Consider the following 15,574-nt stretch of genomic DNA (forward strand, 5'->3'; position numbering starts at 1 on the left):
CAACACTAACTGAAATCCTGCACGAAATACATCATTCCCGGCAGAATATAGAGTATATTCGAAAATTGTTGTAGAAAAAGCAGCATTTCCCTGTGTTTGAGCGGCTATGCGTGGTCGATTCTTGTATTTCATACAACAATCTTTACGAATCACCTTGGATCAAAACATACAAGTTGCAATTTGTACAACATTTAGGACTGTTCGCTCGTGTAATCTTGCCGTGTCTGCTGCAGCCCGCAATATTATTTTGACAGGGTGGTAAAAAAATAGTACATGATTTATGTTGCATTTACAACAATAAATCTGTGAAGTGAAGTGAAATTTCAATACATGAAAAATTCACATTAGAAACTCCAGCATTAAAAAGAAGCAAAGTACCAAACAAAGAATACAAACAGACAAGGGAAGCAGACGAGAATAACATACAAAGAAAAACATACAAAGAAAAACAGATGGAGAAAAACAGACGAGAAAGACACACAAACAAAAACAGACCAAGAACACACACAAACTAAACCCGGCTAATTAAAATAAAAAGAAGGACGAAATCAGATGGATAAAATAACTCAATGTAGACCAGCAGTAGACCAGTAGTGGATTGACAGAAGAACAACAGAACACCAGCAGAAGACCAACAGAAGACCAACAGAAGACCAACAGAAGACCAAAGAAAAAAACTAAAAAAGTTGTTGATATAATATCACTATGTGAAAAAATCATAATAGTTTGATTAGATTGAAAATCTCACCATCTATATTTACTTTAAATAACTTCTCAATAAATAGATCCCTATAAATAAACTCCCAAATTAAAAATTCATAATGAATAAGTCCAGTCAGTACAGGTATCCAGATGCAAGAAACATGAAATACCCGAACTCATAGGGTGATCAAGATGGAACTGACCAATTCTATATTTCGTCACCCTTAACTTGGCGGGCTCTTCATGACTAATCAACTGTAATGCGGACTGAGATTCCGCTAAGCGGTTAATTCTGGCTAAATACAGGGGCATGCGGACTGAGTGATTCCGTTAAACATTCTGAAATGCCCCGATTTTTACTCAAATGAACAAGATAACGGAATGTCAGTCCGCTTGAGCAAGCAAGGCCACTTTGCTAACTTAATCGCTATAATTCTGCAAATTCATCATATGAAAAATTCACAATAGAAATACTAAAAATGCCACCACATACCTATCCACACACACTCCTTAGACCAAACTAGCCACGTACCTATCAAACTTTTCGAACCGGAAAAAGGAACCTTTAATTCAAACCCTTCCGATATCCTGAATTTTTACTTGGGCATTACTTGTTGTGAATGATGGGAAATAGGGTTTATACTAGGGATACAAGTAAGTCATAACAAACTGTAAACAACCCTATCAAACAATTCATATCAAAGAATCCATATCAAAAAAACACCCAGGAGGTGTCCTATGGCGTTTATGATTGCCCAGCGGGCGTTTATAAAGGTATATCTGATTACTATGGTGGAACAGCACAAAGGATACGGTTATCAGATGCTGGAGGATCTGCGGAGAGATTTCAAAGCGTATGGGTATTCTCCTCCCCAAAGTGAAATTTACCGTGCGCTGCATGAATTAGTGCAGCAGGGGATACTTTACCGCACGAAGCAGCTAAAGGGCAGTGATCCCAAAGTTGATTTCCAGGAAATTGTTCTATACCATTTCACTGCCGACGGGGAGGAGAAGGCCAAGCTGTACAAAAAACAGGTAAAGACTGATCTGGACCGCTGTCTGGGGATACTGAATAAGGCGGTAGCAGACAACTTCTGAAGCTGATCTATTGGATCGCTATTCCGCCCGTAACTCAGGAATCCTCTTCTTCGGTATCCTGGCCCGGAGTGGTGACAGGTGAGCTTGCACTGCCGTAATCCTCGACAGCTTCCCAGGCTCCGGCATCATCGAATCTCCCGCTATGCTCCTGCCGTCCCTGGCCCGCGCCGGAAGGCGGCGGAGTCATGACTTCTTCTTCCACGGGACGCACGTCCGAATTCCGGCTGGACGGGGCATATTCAACGGCGTAACGGGTGTAGGGGATGGCTTCAAGACGTTCATAAGGAATTTCTTGTTTGCTGATTTCGCAGATTCCATAAGTACCGTCTTCGATCCGCTGAAGGGCAGCTTCGATATCGGTTAATTCTTCAGAAAGTGAAGTGTTGATGGACAGGTCACGGCTGCGTTCAAACGTTTCGGTTCCTGTATCGGCAGGGTGGTTATCGACTGAAGAGAGTTCTCCCGTAGAGAGTGTGAGTGAATCACCCAGCAGGCTGTCTTCAGCCCCGTTGCTGGAGAAATGCTGTTCCAGTTCTGTTTTGCGCTCCTCAAGTAGCTGCCGGAGCTTAGTCAACTCTGATTTTGATAAGTGGCTCATCGGGTCATCTTCCTTTCGGGTGTGTGTAGTAGTTATACTGTTGTAATCTTTCCTTACCCTATTGTCCCGGAGTGCAATCAGCAGGCTCCGTTCTGCTGAAATGCAACTTTAGTGATGTTTTCAGGTTGCTTTCACCCTGTTATAATAATTACTGCCGGATGAATGCAGCATAACTTTGGAGGTTACTTAAATGGACGAACATATGAAACGCCGGTTGGACAAGCAAAGAAAGCTGTTCAGCCAGCTCGGAATTACCCTGGATGCACTTACTATTCATGAGAAGGAATTCAGCATGAAGCTTCGCGGTTACGATGCCGAGGAAGTGGATACGTTTCTGGATAGTGTAATTAAGGATTATGAGCGGTTCTATGCTACCATTGCCGATCTGATGGATAAGTGGCAGGAGCAGCAGATTGAAATGAAGGAGTTGAAGGCCGAGACCAAGGCAGCAACAGCACCTGCTCCGGTTATCAAAGGGATCGATCCGCTGGATTTGGAAGAAATTATTATTAAACTGGAAGCCAATGTACGGCAGCTCAAGGACAGATTGCCGCGCACAGAAGGATATTTGTAGGGCTGCACACCTGGAAACCGGTCTGCTTGTTAACCTTTGCTCCAGCCTTTACAATTATAGGGAATGCAGTATATTATAACGCAAGATGGGGGTTGGACCATTGCCGGAGAAGCATGCGTGGAGCTTGAAGATCCGTGGCAAAATCGCACTTGGATATGTCATCATTTTATTAATGCTGGGGCTGTTTCTGGTTATCGTCTCCAACAGGATTACCAGCCTGGAGAAAGAAACCGTGTTTCTGAGTGACCATGATATCGAGGTTCATGAACTTACATATCAAATTGAAAAAAATGTACTGGATATGGAGACCGGGCAAAGGGGATACGCCCTTACCGGGGACGAGTCTTACCTGGAGCCATATAACAACGGTCTTGTAGAATGGCGGATTAATTTCGCGAAGCTAAACGGTCTGATTATAGATAATCCGGAGCAAGTGGGGAACCTGAATAACATATCAGATAATATTGAGAAATGGATCGATGAGGCCGGCCAATATGTAGTTGATCTGAAGCGGAATGGCCAGGATGAGACTGTAAGTGCTTTTTTTCGCAATGATGCAGGTAAATTTGTGATCGATGCGATTCGCTCGCAATCCGATTACTTCCGCGATATTGAACGCACGCTTACCAATGAGCGTATTAACAATCTAAAGGACAGCAACCATAAGCTGCTCATTACGATGTACATTCTTTGGGGCCTCGTAGCCCTATTAGCCTCACTCATTACCTATCTGCTCTCAGCCAGCATTGTGAATCCTTTGCACAGTGTGATCCGGGCCATTAACGAAATAGCCGGCGGAGGGAATAAGTCAGAGCGCATCAAAGTGAAGACGTTTGATGAGATCTATGAATTGGGAGAAGCGACCAATGGCCTGCTGGACACTGTGCAGCGGGATCAGTGGAACAGCGAACAGCTTACTTCGATGTCTATTGCACTGCAGGAAACGACGGATATGGCTGCTTTGTGCCGGATCTTTATCAACCGCCTGTCGCTGATGCTGGAAATGCAGTACGCCACTATATTTGTGCTTAACCGGGATGAGCTTTTTGAGCGCAGGTACTCCTATGCGGGAGCCGAGAACAAGGAAGCCCGTTTAAGCGGAGATCTCGTTCAGCCTGGAGCGGGTTTGATCGGTCAGTGCGCATTGGATCAGCGGGTTAACATTATCGAGCATCTGCCGGAGGATTATGTTTATATCTCTTCCGGGCTGGGCAGGACGGCTCCGCGGTTTGCGGTCATCGCTCCGATTGTTTTTGAGAACAAGACGGTGGCGGTGCTGGAGGTTGCTGCGCTTACACGGTGGGCTCCTTATCACTTCGAGCTGCTGGATGAATTGCTCCAAATGATGGGCGTGACCGTCAATTCCGTAATGACACGGATGGAGATTCAGAAGCTGCTGCATGATTCACAGGTTATGAATGAAGAGCTGCAGGTGCAATCCGAAGAGCTGCAGGTACAGTCGGAGGAGCTTCAGGTACAGACTGAGGAGCTGCAGAACCAGACCAGTGAATTGCTGACAGTGAACAAGGAGCTTGAGGATCAGAAGGCTGTGGCAGAGAACGCAGCAATAGAGCTGGAGCGGTACAATGAACAGCTTGAGCTAAGCTCCCGCTATAAATCAGAGTTTCTGGCCAATATGTCACATGAACTGCGCACACCGCTCAATAGCATGCTGATTCTCTCACAGCTGCTTACGGAGAACCGCAATCACACATTGACAGAAGAAGAACAGGGGTATGCCTCAGTAATTTACAATTCCGGCAGTGATCTGCTGAGTATGATTAATGATATTCTTGATCTCTCCAAGGTGGAGGCCGGCAAAATGCTGGTGGAAATGGATGCCGTTAATCTTACTGAGCTGCCGTCCCTGCTGCAGGGTTATTTCGGTAAGCTCGCTGAGGGAAGGAATTTAGAATTTAAGGTGACCATCGGCGCGGAGGTTCCCGATCTGTTCTTCACCGATGAAATGAGGATGCATCAGATCCTGCGTAATCTGCTGTCCAATGCGTTCAAATTCACACAGCATGGCTCAGTCTCTGTGGATGTCCATAAGCTGGATTCCTACTCGGATATGAATTACGCCATGAATGAATCCTTACTGTCCTTTGCTGTAAAAGATACGGGTATCGGCATTTCGGCGGAGAACCGCGAACTGATCTTTGAGGCCTTCCGTCAGGCTGACGGGACGACTGCGCGCAGATTCGGAGGAACCGGATTAGGGCTATCCATCTCGCTACAGTTAGCCAAGCTGCTGGGCGGACATATCAGCCTGGAGAGTGAAGAGGGTGCAGGCAGCACGTTCACGCTCTATCTTCCATGCCGTGAGCTGGACAGCGGGGAAGAGCCTGATAGCCTCACGGGGCAGACCCAGGCTGCAGCAGCGTCTGAACAGGCAGAGTCTGTCCGGCGGGAGACGCAGGTCAACAGCAAGGATTTACTGTTTGAAAAGGAGTTCCAGAAGCTTCAGGGCAGAACTGTGCTGATTGTAGATGATGATGCACGTAATATTTTTGCACTGCAGAAGGGCCTGGAGCCTTATGAAATGAATATCCTCACTGCCCAGACAGGTTACGAGTGTCTGCAGATGGTCAGAGAACAGCCTGACTTGGATATTGTATTGCTTGACATCATGATGCCGAATCTCGATGGCTACGATACCTTGTCGATTATCCGGGAAGAACTATTACTCACAGAGCTTCCGATCATTGCGATTTCAGCCAAGACTATGAAGGAAGACCGTGAACGCTGTCTTACTGCAGGAGCAACAGATTTCATAAGCAAGCCTGTAGTAATGAAAGATGTAGTCAGCCGGATGTGCCGGTGGATCCAGGATGGCGTATAGAAGTTGATTTTGCATACTAAAGAGCCGTGAAGTAAACCATTTATTGGTTTCTTCCCGGCTCTTTTAATTAGAGTTATTTATGTTTGTTTTTCTTCACAAGATAAATAAAGAAATAAGACGATACTAAAGAAAGCAAGAAGTGCAAGAGTGGGAATTGATATAAAACCGAATATATTTAAGTATTCTTCATTGCATGCAGATTTCCCAATTACACATTGAGACGGTATACTGCTCATTTTTTGCTTTACTATATGATAGATTGAGAAGATTACACCAGTCGATGATACAGCTATACTATAGATTCTACACTGCTGAGGTTTGTATTTATACTTAAGTCCGAGTGAAAACATTACTGATATCATTAGTACAATCTGAATCCAGCATAAGATGCCAGGTTTAAAACCCATGACAGCTATAAAGTAAATAGTACTGATTACACTGATTATAGAGACCGTTATGGCTAGAAAATAGCCTTCTGTTTTGATTAGCTTCATCTGCGGTTCCTTTCATACAATGAGTCTGCCAATGAAAGCTATTTAGTCATTTGAGCGATTTTTTCGCTGAGATCATCTGTTTTGACTAAAGTGCCATTGACTATAAATGAAGGGGTTCCATATACTCCATTGGCAGCTGATATTTTAAAATCCTCTTTAACATTTAGAAGATAAGTGTGATTCTCTAAATCTGCTGCAAATTTCTTCTGATCAATTCCGTTAATATTTTCACTGACAATTTTTTTTAGGAGTTTTTCAGTAGCCCACACGTTTTTTTCCTTTCCTTGATAGCTGTACAATTGCACTTTGAACTCCCAAAATTTATTGGAATCTTGTTGGAAAATGGACTCTGCAGCCATTGCGGCTTCAATGGAATCAGGCCCTAGAAAGGGGAAGTTTATGACGAAAAATTGCACCTTACCTGTATCAATAAACTCTTGCTTGAATTTTGGAAAGCTTTCCGCATCCCATTTCTTGCAAGAAGGACATTTATAATCAATGAATTCTATAACCTTTACTGGAGCACTGGGATCACCCATCGAAGGCTGCTTATCGAGTTTGAAATCTCCTGGAGTTAATGTGATTTGTCCTACTGCGTCCATCAAGGACGGGATTTTCTCAAGTTCACTTCTTTGTGAGCTTTTTGCGGCTCCCATAACCGAGAAGAAGACAGCCAGCACAACAACAACAGTAACTAGCAACGTATTTTTTTTCAAATGAAAACACCCCTTTTAATATATCTGCGATAATTTATGTTTCATCCTGTCCAATAGATTCAAAGAGGAAGCGATTTCTTCATGTATAATTGGGATTTCATTTAAACTGTTCTCATTAGACGTGAGAAAATCGGTAATTTTGTTGAAATCAGCCATATGAAAACTATACAGCCCCGCTATATTCTTTAGGTGTTCATTTCTGGAATGAATCAAGCTATTATTAATTCCACCTATCAGTTTCTCTGCTTCATTTCGTATAGTGTTCATTCTGGTAAGTACGAGCATGAGGTTCAAAGCCATTTCCAGATACATAAGATCAACCTGAGGAACGAATGTATTAGATTCCTTAATTAAAGCGATGATCTTTTTTAGATTCATGATATCAGCGCGTTTGCAGTAGAGCTGACCCAGTAATATAAGAGATCTTGAAGTGTATTTATTCACTGTCACTGATACTCTTAGCAGTTCTTGTTCTGCTTCATATTCTTCCGGTGCTTGTTGATATCTGAGAAGCGCTCTAGCGTGATAATAATTCCATTTAAGATTATTTGGTTCTTCATTCAGCATTAATTTAATCATATTCATGTTTCGTTCAGCCTTTCTCTTGTTGAGATAAATATTTTGCTCATAACCGTCATGAAAAATAGTTAGTGAAAGGCCAATATCAAAAACCTTATTGAATCGATGAGATTTAGGTTCTTCATGTACTCTACCAGTGTAGTGAAAATCAAATTTCTTGTTCAAAATTCTTTGCGTATTGGTATATCGGTTGCCATTTAAATCAAGAATGGACGGACTGAGACAATAGCATTGGTCCTCTATCATTTCTGCCAGCTTCAGAGTATCCTTCAGGGTATCTAGACTCTCTGGTTTCATGTACTCATCAGCATCGAGAAAAAAAACCCATGTATACGTCGCTAGATTTAAGGCGTAGTTGCGAATATCCGAAAAATCGTTAGTCCATTCCTTATTATAGATGCGGATCCCTTCAAATTCGGATCTAATTACTTCTAAGGTGTTATCCGTTGAGCCTGTATCAATTACTATAATCTCGTCGGCATGATTGTAAATGCTCTGAATACATCTCTGAATACATCTCTCTTCATTTTTCGTTAGTACACAAAAAGTAAGGAGCGGGGAAGGTTCATTCTTAAACGATAAAGGGAATTCGTGAATGATTTCTGTCTTTTCATTGTTTTGCGGATGGGGATTAATATATGTAATGCACTCAATTATCTGGGCCAAATCGTTATCTATGCAAAGAGGATTTTCCTTACGAATATGTTGAAAGATATCTGCGAGTAGCATACGGTACTCCCTTCTTACACTAATTAAGATTTAAAAAGTTTTTTAGTTCAGTTTCAGATAGAACGCCTTCTTTTTTGGCGATCTCTTTACCTTTTTCGTAGTTTACCATCGTAGGGGTTAGTGAGATATTTTGTTCTTTTAAAAAGGATAGATCTCTATTTTGGTTTTTATCAAGATTTAGAGCATAGACTACATTTGGTTTGTTTTTAAGCACTTCGTTAACAATGGGTTTAAAAGTCTGACACGCTCGGCAGGATGTAGCATAGATATAAATCGAGAAATTTTCAAGATCACTAATTTTCTTTTGATATTCTGAGAGGGTGATATTTGTATACAGGGGTTTTTCAGCTCCAATGGAGTGGAATACATTCAATAACAAAATAATTACTGCTGCTACTGAAACTGTTAAGAGAATAAGCTTTTTGATCACACCGAAACCTCCTCGCGAATCTTAATTAACATGTTTTTATCAAGGTCAAAGATTTTATCTACATAAGGGATATCCTCAGGCTTATGAGTAATATATAATCTTGTAAGCTGGATATTTTGTAGATTATTGTAGATTATACGGCACTTCTCCACATCAACATTGCTCATGATCTCATCACAAATCACTACTTCAGGCTTATTAAGAAGAGCACGTGCTAATGAGAGTCTTTGCTTTTGTCCTAATGAAAAATTGCTCCCGCTCTCTAATACGGCATAGCCAAGTTGCCCAGGCATCCGCTGAATTTCTTCCCAGATACAGGCAGCTTCACAAGCAATTTTAAGCTCTTTCTCCGTAAAATCGGTACCCATACACAAGTTCTCCCGTAAGCTTCCGGCAAAAAAGAAAGGGTTTTGTGATAGATAAATGATTTTCTGACGGACAGAATATATATCAAGGTTATTGATATCCGTATGATTTATCATTAATTTGCCTTCATTTGAATCCAGAATACGAACAATCAATTTGGCCAAAGTAGTTTTACCCGAACCACTCTGTCCAACAATTGCGATACTTTCGTTACGTGATATCACGAGAGATAAATTCTCCAGCACCTTGCTGTTGGTGTACGAGTAGGAAAGCTTATCAAAAATAATGGAATCAATTCTGCAGAGGATTCCGGAAACACTGTTCTCAGGGGTCGGATAATCCAAATATTCGTAATATCGGTTAATGGCAACATAAGCTTTAATGATGTCAGGCTGAGCATTTACCAATCGTTCCACCGAAAGAATGAAGTAGCTGGCAAGTGCCGTAAAGGTCATTAATTGTCCAATGCTGGACTGATCATTAATAATCTGTTTGATGCCGACCCATAAGACAACCAGGCTAAAAAATGATTGGATAGTTCGAGTGAGTGAAATGTTGATATTGGAAAGCAGGTTGAATAGAAAATTCCGCTTAAGAACTCCCTTCAATTTATTAATGAGATTCTGATGGACATAAGGCTGTTTATTAAGGGCATGTATGGATTCCATGCCTTCAAGTACTTGAATCATATGACTGGTCAAATAAGATTGATCTTCTATACTTTTTTTGCTGGATTTATGTAATTGATTGAAGAACAAGCTGTTGATGCACAGATAAATTAGCACCGGCGAGAGCGATATTAAAAACAGCTGTTGATTCTCCTTATACAAGATGAAAGAGGTTATGCAGATAGTCATCAGGTCAATGGCACTCAAAATTAAAGTGTTACTGATTAAATTTCTAACACTAGAAATGTCGTGAAAACGTGCAAGAGTATCTCCGTTTTCTCTGCTAGTAAAAAAATTTAAGGGTAATTTAAGTATTTTTGTAAAAAAATGATTAGCCAAACGATCATCAATTCTTCTACTAAGCATAGAGATGAACATTCCTCTCAGAAATTCAAACAAACCCTTAACGAGAATAATTAGCAAGAAAGCTCCTATGATCTGGTTCAGTAAATCTTCGTTTTTCTCAGGAACAACAAAGTCAAATGCTGCTCGGTAAATATAAGAAAATACGACAGCAGATATAGCAGCAACCAAAGCAAAAAAAGCAGAGAGAAGAATATAGGGCAGGTTATGCTTGCAAATCCGCCATATTTTTTGACCTGCACTATTTTTTTTCTTTTGCATGGGCGAGATTAATGAAGTGCTTAATGAAGGATATGCCAGGATTATTACTCCTGTAAAAGAAGAAATAAATTCATCGAAGCTTACTAGACATATTTTTTCCTTTTGGGGGTCACTAACGATCAATCTATTCTTCTTAAGACCATAAAGAACGATGTAGTGTTCAAGACCGGCAACGAATGTATGTGCAATGCACGGATATACAATTTTTTGCATGGAGACCACATTTAACTGTTTTAATCGGACCAGTTTTGCCTCAAACCCAAGATTTTGCAAAGAATGGATCATACTGCTTGACCTTGTTCCCGTAGTATCAGTTTTTAGTATATCTCTAAGATATTGATAATTAAGATAGTTATCATAAAAATTTAACAGGCTCATAACACATGCTGTGCCGCAATCTGCAGAGTCTTGTTGTTTTGTATGAATATGAATTTTTTTAAGCATCGTATGCATCCCCCTTGAGATAAAGGCCCCTTCCGGGGCCTTTATAACCAATACTTAAGAACAGCCTTGGTAAAAGAGTACGCAAGGGCTTGTACAACCTTGCGGGTATATGAGGCACATCGACCATAAGTAAGCGCATTCTGCAGCGCTAAAGCCAGCCCCATTCAAATCAAATTCATCTGCATTAAGTTCTTCAAAAATGTCCGAAATCGAGGTTTTATTCATCTTCTCTTCTCCTTTAGTAATTTTTTCCATGGAATATTGTCATAATAGTCCAACCTTACATGATACGCAATATTTTTAATTAAAAGTAATAATAAGTCAAAAAAATGATTAGAATGTAAATTAATAACTGTGAAGGAATCGCATGAATCATTAGAAAGTGTTTATAACAAGTATGAATATCGCATTTTGTAGAGTGTATAAATAATGTATATAGGTATAGAATAGATCTTGAAATCATGATTGTCGGGGTAAAACTTGACTTTTCGAAAAACTCATTGACGGAACACAAGGTATGATTTATTATGAGATCATAAATGATCATTTATATGCAAGTGGCGTGTTACCTTAATAGGGCATGAGCCAAGATCTGATCTCATTCGTTTGAGTCAGTCTTGGCTCTTTTTTGTGCGAAAAATCAGGCAATGGGCGGAAAGGAGGGAGAACTTGGCGAGGGAAAATGAACAATTTCAGGTTTTGCGGGTGATTGGAAATAATGTCGTGATGGTCCAAGGAGGCAAGAAAAGCAAGGAATATGTGATTATCGGCAAGGGCATCGGTTTTGCGCTTAAAGACGCAGGTGTGATTGATGCGGATGATCCCCGGATTGAGAAGCTGTTTCGGCTGGAGGACCGGGAGGAATGGAGCCAGTATCAGATTCTGCTGGAAGACATAGATCCCAAGGTCATGAGGATTACGGATGAGATTATTTCGGATATCGCCCGTGAGTTTCCCGGCAAGTTAAACGACAAGATCTATTTGGCGCTCCCCAGCCATATCCAGTTCACCATATTCCGCTTGCGGAGCGGTATGGACATTGTCAATCCGTTCCTTGAGGAAACGCGGATGACCTTTCCCAGGGAATTTGAGATCGCTTACAAGGCAGCGGAGAAGATCAGCGTGGAATTCGAGGTGCGGATTCCTGAAGATGAAGTCGGATTCCTCACCTATCACGTATATTCTGCGGTCAGCAATGTGCCGGTTGGCCAGCTGGTCAAAGCCTCTAACATCGTCAGTGATCTGATGGATATGATCCGCAACGAACGCAATATTATTTTTGAACAGGGCAGTATGAATCATGTCCGGCTGATGGTACACCTGAGATTCTCTATTGAACGGATTCTGCAGGGTTCGCTCATTGATAATCCATTCGTGAAGCATATCAAGAAAGAATACAAGGATGAATACAAGCTGGCTCTCAAAATGGGAAAGATCATGCAGGGCAAGCTCGGCGTAGACGTACCGGAAGAAGAAATATGCTTCCTTGCCATGCATCTGCACCGGTTATTCCAGACCTTAGAGAAAAATAAATAACAGCAGCAAGGAGTGACATTTATGTTTTCCAGATGGAAATCCAAAAAAGAAGAGAAACATGCTGAAGCAAGTATTGAGATACCCGCTCCGGTCAGCGGGCAAGCCGTTCCGTTATCTGAAGTACCGGATGAGACGTTTGCCGGCGGGCATATGGGTAAGGGAATTGCCATAGAACCGACCGAGGGCAGATTAATCGCTCCCTTTGACGGAACAATCGCCCATGTGGTCAAAACCAATCACGCACTTATCCTGGAGCATTCCTCCGGTCTGCAGCTCCTGATGCATATTGGGATCGATACGGTCAGCCTGAAGGGAAACGGCTTCATCAGCAGTATTGCTACCGGAGATGAAGTGAAAGCAGGCCAGACGCTGATTGAGTTCGATCTCGAGGCGATACGGACAGCGGGGTACCGAACCATTACACCAGTCATTGTGACCAGCAGCGAGGAGTACACCCCGGAAGTCAAATGCCATTACGGCGCAGTATTTGCGGGACAGAACAGTATTCTTACAGTGGTTTCAAAGCTATAAAAACATATACGTACTAATATGAAACCGGGAGATGATTTCATTATGTTAGCTTTTTTACAGAAGTTAGGGAAGTCTCTGATGCTACCAGTCGCTACATTGCCGGCGGCAGCGATTCTGCAAGGGCTTGGACTTCTCGATTATGAAAAGGATTTGCATCTGGGTAGCACAATAGGTGGATTCTTGAACCAATACGTTGCTCCATTCTTAAACGCAGGTGCTGGTGCGGTATTCGGCAATCTGGCCTTAATTTTTGCAATTGGTGTCGCCATTGGATTCGCCGGGGATGCCGTAGCTGCTTTATCCGCACTGATTGCTTATATGGTTCTTACCAAAATATTGTTGATCGTTCCGGGAACCTTTGGTTTCATTAGCGATGATGTTGTGTTGGATATGGGTGTGCTTGGCGGTATCTTTGCCGGAGCCTGGGCAGCATTCCTGTACAAGAAATATCATAATATCAAAATGCCGGATTGGCTGGGCTTCTTCGCAGGTAAACGTTTTGTTCCGATAATTACTGCGGCTTCGACTATGGTGCTGGCTGTTTTCATTGGTATGATTTGGAGTCCGGTACAGGATGTCATCAGTGAATTCGGAAATTGGGTAGTAGGCCTTGGTGCAATTGGCGCATTTGTATTCGGAACCGCAAACCGTCTGCTTGTTCCGATTGGCCTTCATCATGTCATTAACACTATTGCATGGTTCCAGCTCGGTGATTATACGAACGCAGCCGGCGAGGTCGTCCATGGAGATGTTTGGCGCTTCCTGGCTGGGGATAAAAGTGCAGGGATGTTCACCACCGGTTTCTTCCCGATTATGATGTTCGCTTTGCCGGGTGCGGCGCTTGCCTTCATCCATACTGCAAAACCGGAAAAGAAAAAAATGGTGGCATCGATTTTTATTGGTTCTGCTATTGCCTCAATACTTACAGGTATCACTGAACCGCTTGAATTCTCGTTCATGTTTGTGGCACCACTTCTGTACCTCGTGCATGCGCTTCTCACCGGTGTGTCTATGGCTGTGATGTACATCCTGGATGTACGGTTGGGCTTCAGCTTCTCCGCAGGTCTAATTGATTATCTGACCAATTTGAAGATTTCAACGAATGCATGGGTTCTGTTCCCTGTAGGGCTGGCATTCTTCTTACTATATTATGTATTGTTCCGCTTTGTCATCGTGAAATTCAATCTCAAAACACCAGGCCGTGAAGATGACACGGATGATGAAGCTATTGACTTGGGCAAAGGAACAACAACCGTATCAGCTTCTTCCCGCGCTGCCAAGATTCTGGAGAACATCGGCGGCCCTGCGAACATCCGCAGCATCGATGCCTGTATTACCCGTCTGCGACTTAACGTTAACGATGACAAGGCGGTTAAGGACTCTGCACTTAAACAGCTTGGCGCTTCCGGTGTAATGAGACTGGGGCAAGGGGCTGTACAGATTGTATTCGGACCGCAGTCCGAGCAGATTAAGGATGATATCAAAAAGCTGATGTAACTCTGCAGCGTAATAGTTATTCCGAAGCGGACATCTTGGATGTCTGCTTTTTTTTATGCAAACTATTGCAATATACATAATACCGAGTATAATACTTGGTATAAAGAAATTAAGGAGTCGGTACACATGTCAATCGATGATTATCTGGATCTTCTAAATTACGCCATAGCAATTAACGATGAACAGTGGCAGGCTGATCTCCTGGATCGCTTGAAGAACTATAAAGAGCTTGCGGAAGCACAGAAACAAGTGGATAGCGTAAGAGAGCTTTGGTCGCGGTTCGATCACATTAACTTCATGCTGCTGCAGTTATTCGATAAGCTGAGAGATCATGAGGATGATGAGGGTAGCGACCGGTGGAAAGAGCAGATTTGGGAGCTGAAGATGGAGCGGATTACCGTAGCCAAACAGATTCAGGATCGGTATATCAAGATCAGATAGGCCAGGCAAGGGATATTCGGAGATATAATAAGGTAGAAGATACAGAAATATAAATAAAAAATAGACATAAAAAATGGCATGCAGTTAGTCTGCTCTGCCATGATATGCGAATATACTGTTAGAGTGAATTTAGCGGATTCACTTCAACAACTTGCGGTCACTTACTTGGACATTTGCATTCCTTCACGCATCATGGTCATACACATGGTCATCATTTCATCGCATTCCTGCATTTTCTTCATCATCATGTCCATATCCATGTCCATCATGCCCATTTCGGTCATTTTTTCCATGCACATCTTCATGTTCTTCATCTTGCACATCATGTCCTCCATACACATGTTCATCATCATTTCCATACACATCTTTTCCATCGTTAGCTCCACCTCTCAATTTATAATAGTTTACACTTTTAAAATTACTATATTTTACCGTTCAGAGCAACCTGTCTATACTAAATTGGTACGTTTTTTCTTTGATTTTTGTCACATTTATGGATATTCTGACCTTGCGGATGGTAATTATCTGAATACTTAACATGGACATGTAGGGTACGGGTAGTGCCTATTTAATTGAATATACATCGAACTTAAGGCCCCACTTTGTGGGGTTATTTTGCGTATCGGCAGCTCTTATGGTAAGAATGGGATGAATATTTGAAACGGGAATGATACAAATATGCTTCAGCCTTCGTCTTACTTATAG

General features: G+C 42.1%; 13 protein-coding genes. 7 read left to right on the forward strand and 6 right to left on the reverse strand.

Features of this window, described 5'->3' with window-relative positions:
- Nucleotides 1-1,440: 1,440 nt before the first annotated feature.
- Entirely contained in the window at nt 1,441-1,800 is a 360-nt protein-coding gene (locus tag NSU01_RS15965; protein WP_039292873.1) for a helix-turn-helix transcriptional regulator, read from the forward strand.
- 34 nt (nt 1,801-1,834) lie between these two features.
- Here the strand turns inward: NSU01_RS15965 and NSU01_RS15970 are convergent, their stop codons facing one another.
- Nucleotides 1,835-2,398, reverse strand: coding sequence for a TraR/DksA C4-type zinc finger protein (locus NSU01_RS15970; RefSeq protein ID WP_042136935.1), 564 nt, complete (start codon nt 2,396-2,398; stop codon nt 1,835-1,837).
- A 190-nt stretch (nt 2,399-2,588) separates the two neighbouring features.
- Here NSU01_RS15970 and NSU01_RS15975 point away from each other — a divergent pair, with 190 nt between their 5' ends.
- Together NSU01_RS15975 and NSU01_RS15980 are read left to right on the forward strand one after the other, a co-directional pair.
- Nucleotides 2,589-2,972 carry a DivIVA domain-containing protein gene (locus tag NSU01_RS15975; protein ID WP_042136936.1) on the forward strand — a complete coding sequence of 128 codons (384 nt, stop codon included), beginning with the start codon at nt 2,589-2,591 and terminating at the stop codon, nt 2,970-2,972.
- A gap of 100 nt (nt 2,973-3,072) precedes the next feature.
- The gene (locus tag NSU01_RS15980; RefSeq protein WP_179093538.1) at nt 3,073-5,814 is read left to right on the forward strand and encodes a CHASE3 domain-containing protein; all 2,742 of its coding nucleotides are present in this window, start codon (nt 3,073-3,075) and stop codon (nt 5,812-5,814) included.
- Between the two features lie 532 nt (nt 5,815-6,346).
- Here NSU01_RS15980 and NSU01_RS15985 read toward each other — a convergent pair.
- The 4 genes from NSU01_RS15985 to NSU01_RS16000 are packed head-to-tail and all read right to left on the reverse strand — an operon-like array spanning nt 6,347 to nt 10,864.
- On the reverse strand, nt 6,347-7,024 hold the full coding sequence (locus NSU01_RS15985) for a thioredoxin domain-containing protein (RefSeq protein ID WP_052421858.1): 678 nt from the start codon (nt 7,022-7,024) through the stop codon (nt 6,347-6,349).
- Nucleotides 7,025-7,039: 15 nt separating this feature from the next.
- A complete protein-coding gene (locus NSU01_RS15990) occupies nt 7,040-8,332 on the reverse strand; it encodes a glycosyltransferase (protein WP_076244912.1) in 1,293 nt (430 codons plus the stop codon).
- Nucleotides 8,333-8,351: 19 nt separating this feature from the next.
- Complete coding sequence (locus NSU01_RS15995; RefSeq protein WP_083705577.1) at nt 8,352-8,762, reverse strand: thioredoxin family protein; 411 nt, start codon at nt 8,760-8,762, stop codon at nt 8,352-8,354.
- Complete coding sequence (locus NSU01_RS16000) at nt 8,759-10,864, reverse strand: peptidase domain-containing ABC transporter (RefSeq protein WP_076244914.1); 2,106 nt, start codon at nt 10,862-10,864, stop codon at nt 8,759-8,761. Before NSU01_RS16000 ends, NSU01_RS15995 begins: the two co-directional genes overlap by 4 nt.
- A gap of 669 nt (nt 10,865-11,533) precedes the next feature.
- Between NSU01_RS16000 and NSU01_RS16005 the strand changes: the two genes are divergently transcribed.
- The 4 genes from NSU01_RS16005 to NSU01_RS16020 all read left to right on the forward strand — a co-directional run bounded on the left by NSU01_RS16005 (nt 11,534) and on the right by NSU01_RS16020 (nt 14,869).
- Entirely contained in the window at nt 11,534-12,400 is an 867-nt protein-coding gene (locus tag NSU01_RS16005; RefSeq protein ID WP_076244917.1) for a PRD domain-containing protein, read from the forward strand.
- Between the two features lie 21 nt (nt 12,401-12,421).
- A complete protein-coding gene (locus tag NSU01_RS16010; protein ID WP_042136942.1) occupies nt 12,422-12,931 on the forward strand; it encodes a PTS glucose transporter subunit IIA in 510 nt (169 codons plus the stop codon).
- Between the two features lie 42 nt (nt 12,932-12,973).
- A complete protein-coding gene (locus NSU01_RS16015; RefSeq protein ID WP_076244919.1) occupies nt 12,974-14,428 on the forward strand; it encodes a PTS transporter subunit EIIC in 1,455 nt (484 codons plus the stop codon).
- 126 nt (nt 14,429-14,554) lie between these two features.
- Nucleotides 14,555-14,869: a hypothetical protein gene (locus NSU01_RS16020; protein WP_076244921.1), complete on the forward strand. Its 315-nt coding sequence runs from the start codon at nt 14,555-14,557 to the stop codon at nt 14,867-14,869.
- A 161-nt stretch (nt 14,870-15,030) separates the two neighbouring features.
- Here NSU01_RS16020 and NSU01_RS16025 read toward each other — a convergent pair whose 3' ends face one another.
- Nucleotides 15,031-15,243 (reverse strand): hypothetical protein, encoded by a 213-nt coding sequence (locus tag NSU01_RS16025; protein WP_039292850.1) that lies wholly within the window; start codon nt 15,241-15,243, stop codon nt 15,031-15,033.
- Between the last annotated feature and the right edge of the window lie 331 nt (nt 15,244-15,574).

Origin of the sequence: Paenibacillus sp. FSL H8-0259 (assembly GCF_037963255.1) — a bacterium.
Taxonomy (GTDB): domain Bacteria; phylum Bacillota; class Bacilli; order Paenibacillales; family Paenibacillaceae; genus Paenibacillus_AQ; species Paenibacillus_AQ phytohabitans.

Bases quoted from the DNA above. Each gene is read 5' to 3' on its own strand.
- NSU01_RS16000 (WP_076244914.1), bottom strand. From the start codon at position 10,864: ATGCTTAAAAAAATTCATATTCATACAAAACAACAAGACTCTGCAGAT.
- NSU01_RS16010 (WP_042136942.1), top strand. From the start codon at position 12,422: ATGTTTTCCAGATGGAAATCCAAAAAAGAAGAGAAACATGCTGAAGCA.
- NSU01_RS15970 (WP_042136935.1), bottom strand. From the start codon at position 2,398: ATGAGCCACTTATCAAAATCAGAGTTGACTAAGCTCCGGCAGCTACTT.
- NSU01_RS16025 (WP_039292850.1), bottom strand. From the start codon at position 15,243: ATGGAAAAGATGTGTATGGAAATGATGATGAACATGTGTATGGAGGAC.
- NSU01_RS16015 (WP_076244919.1), top strand. From the start codon at position 12,974: ATGTTAGCTTTTTTACAGAAGTTAGGGAAGTCTCTGATGCTACCAGTC.
- NSU01_RS15975 (WP_042136936.1), top strand. From the start codon at position 2,589: ATGGACGAACATATGAAACGCCGGTTGGACAAGCAAAGAAAGCTGTTC.
- NSU01_RS15965 (WP_039292873.1), top strand. From the start codon at position 1,441: ATGGCGTTTATGATTGCCCAGCGGGCGTTTATAAAGGTATATCTGATT.
- NSU01_RS15990 (WP_076244912.1), bottom strand. From the start codon at position 8,332: ATGCTACTCGCAGATATCTTTCAACATATTCGTAAGGAAAATCCTCTT.
- NSU01_RS16020 (WP_076244921.1), top strand. From the start codon at position 14,555: ATGTCAATCGATGATTATCTGGATCTTCTAAATTACGCCATAGCAATT.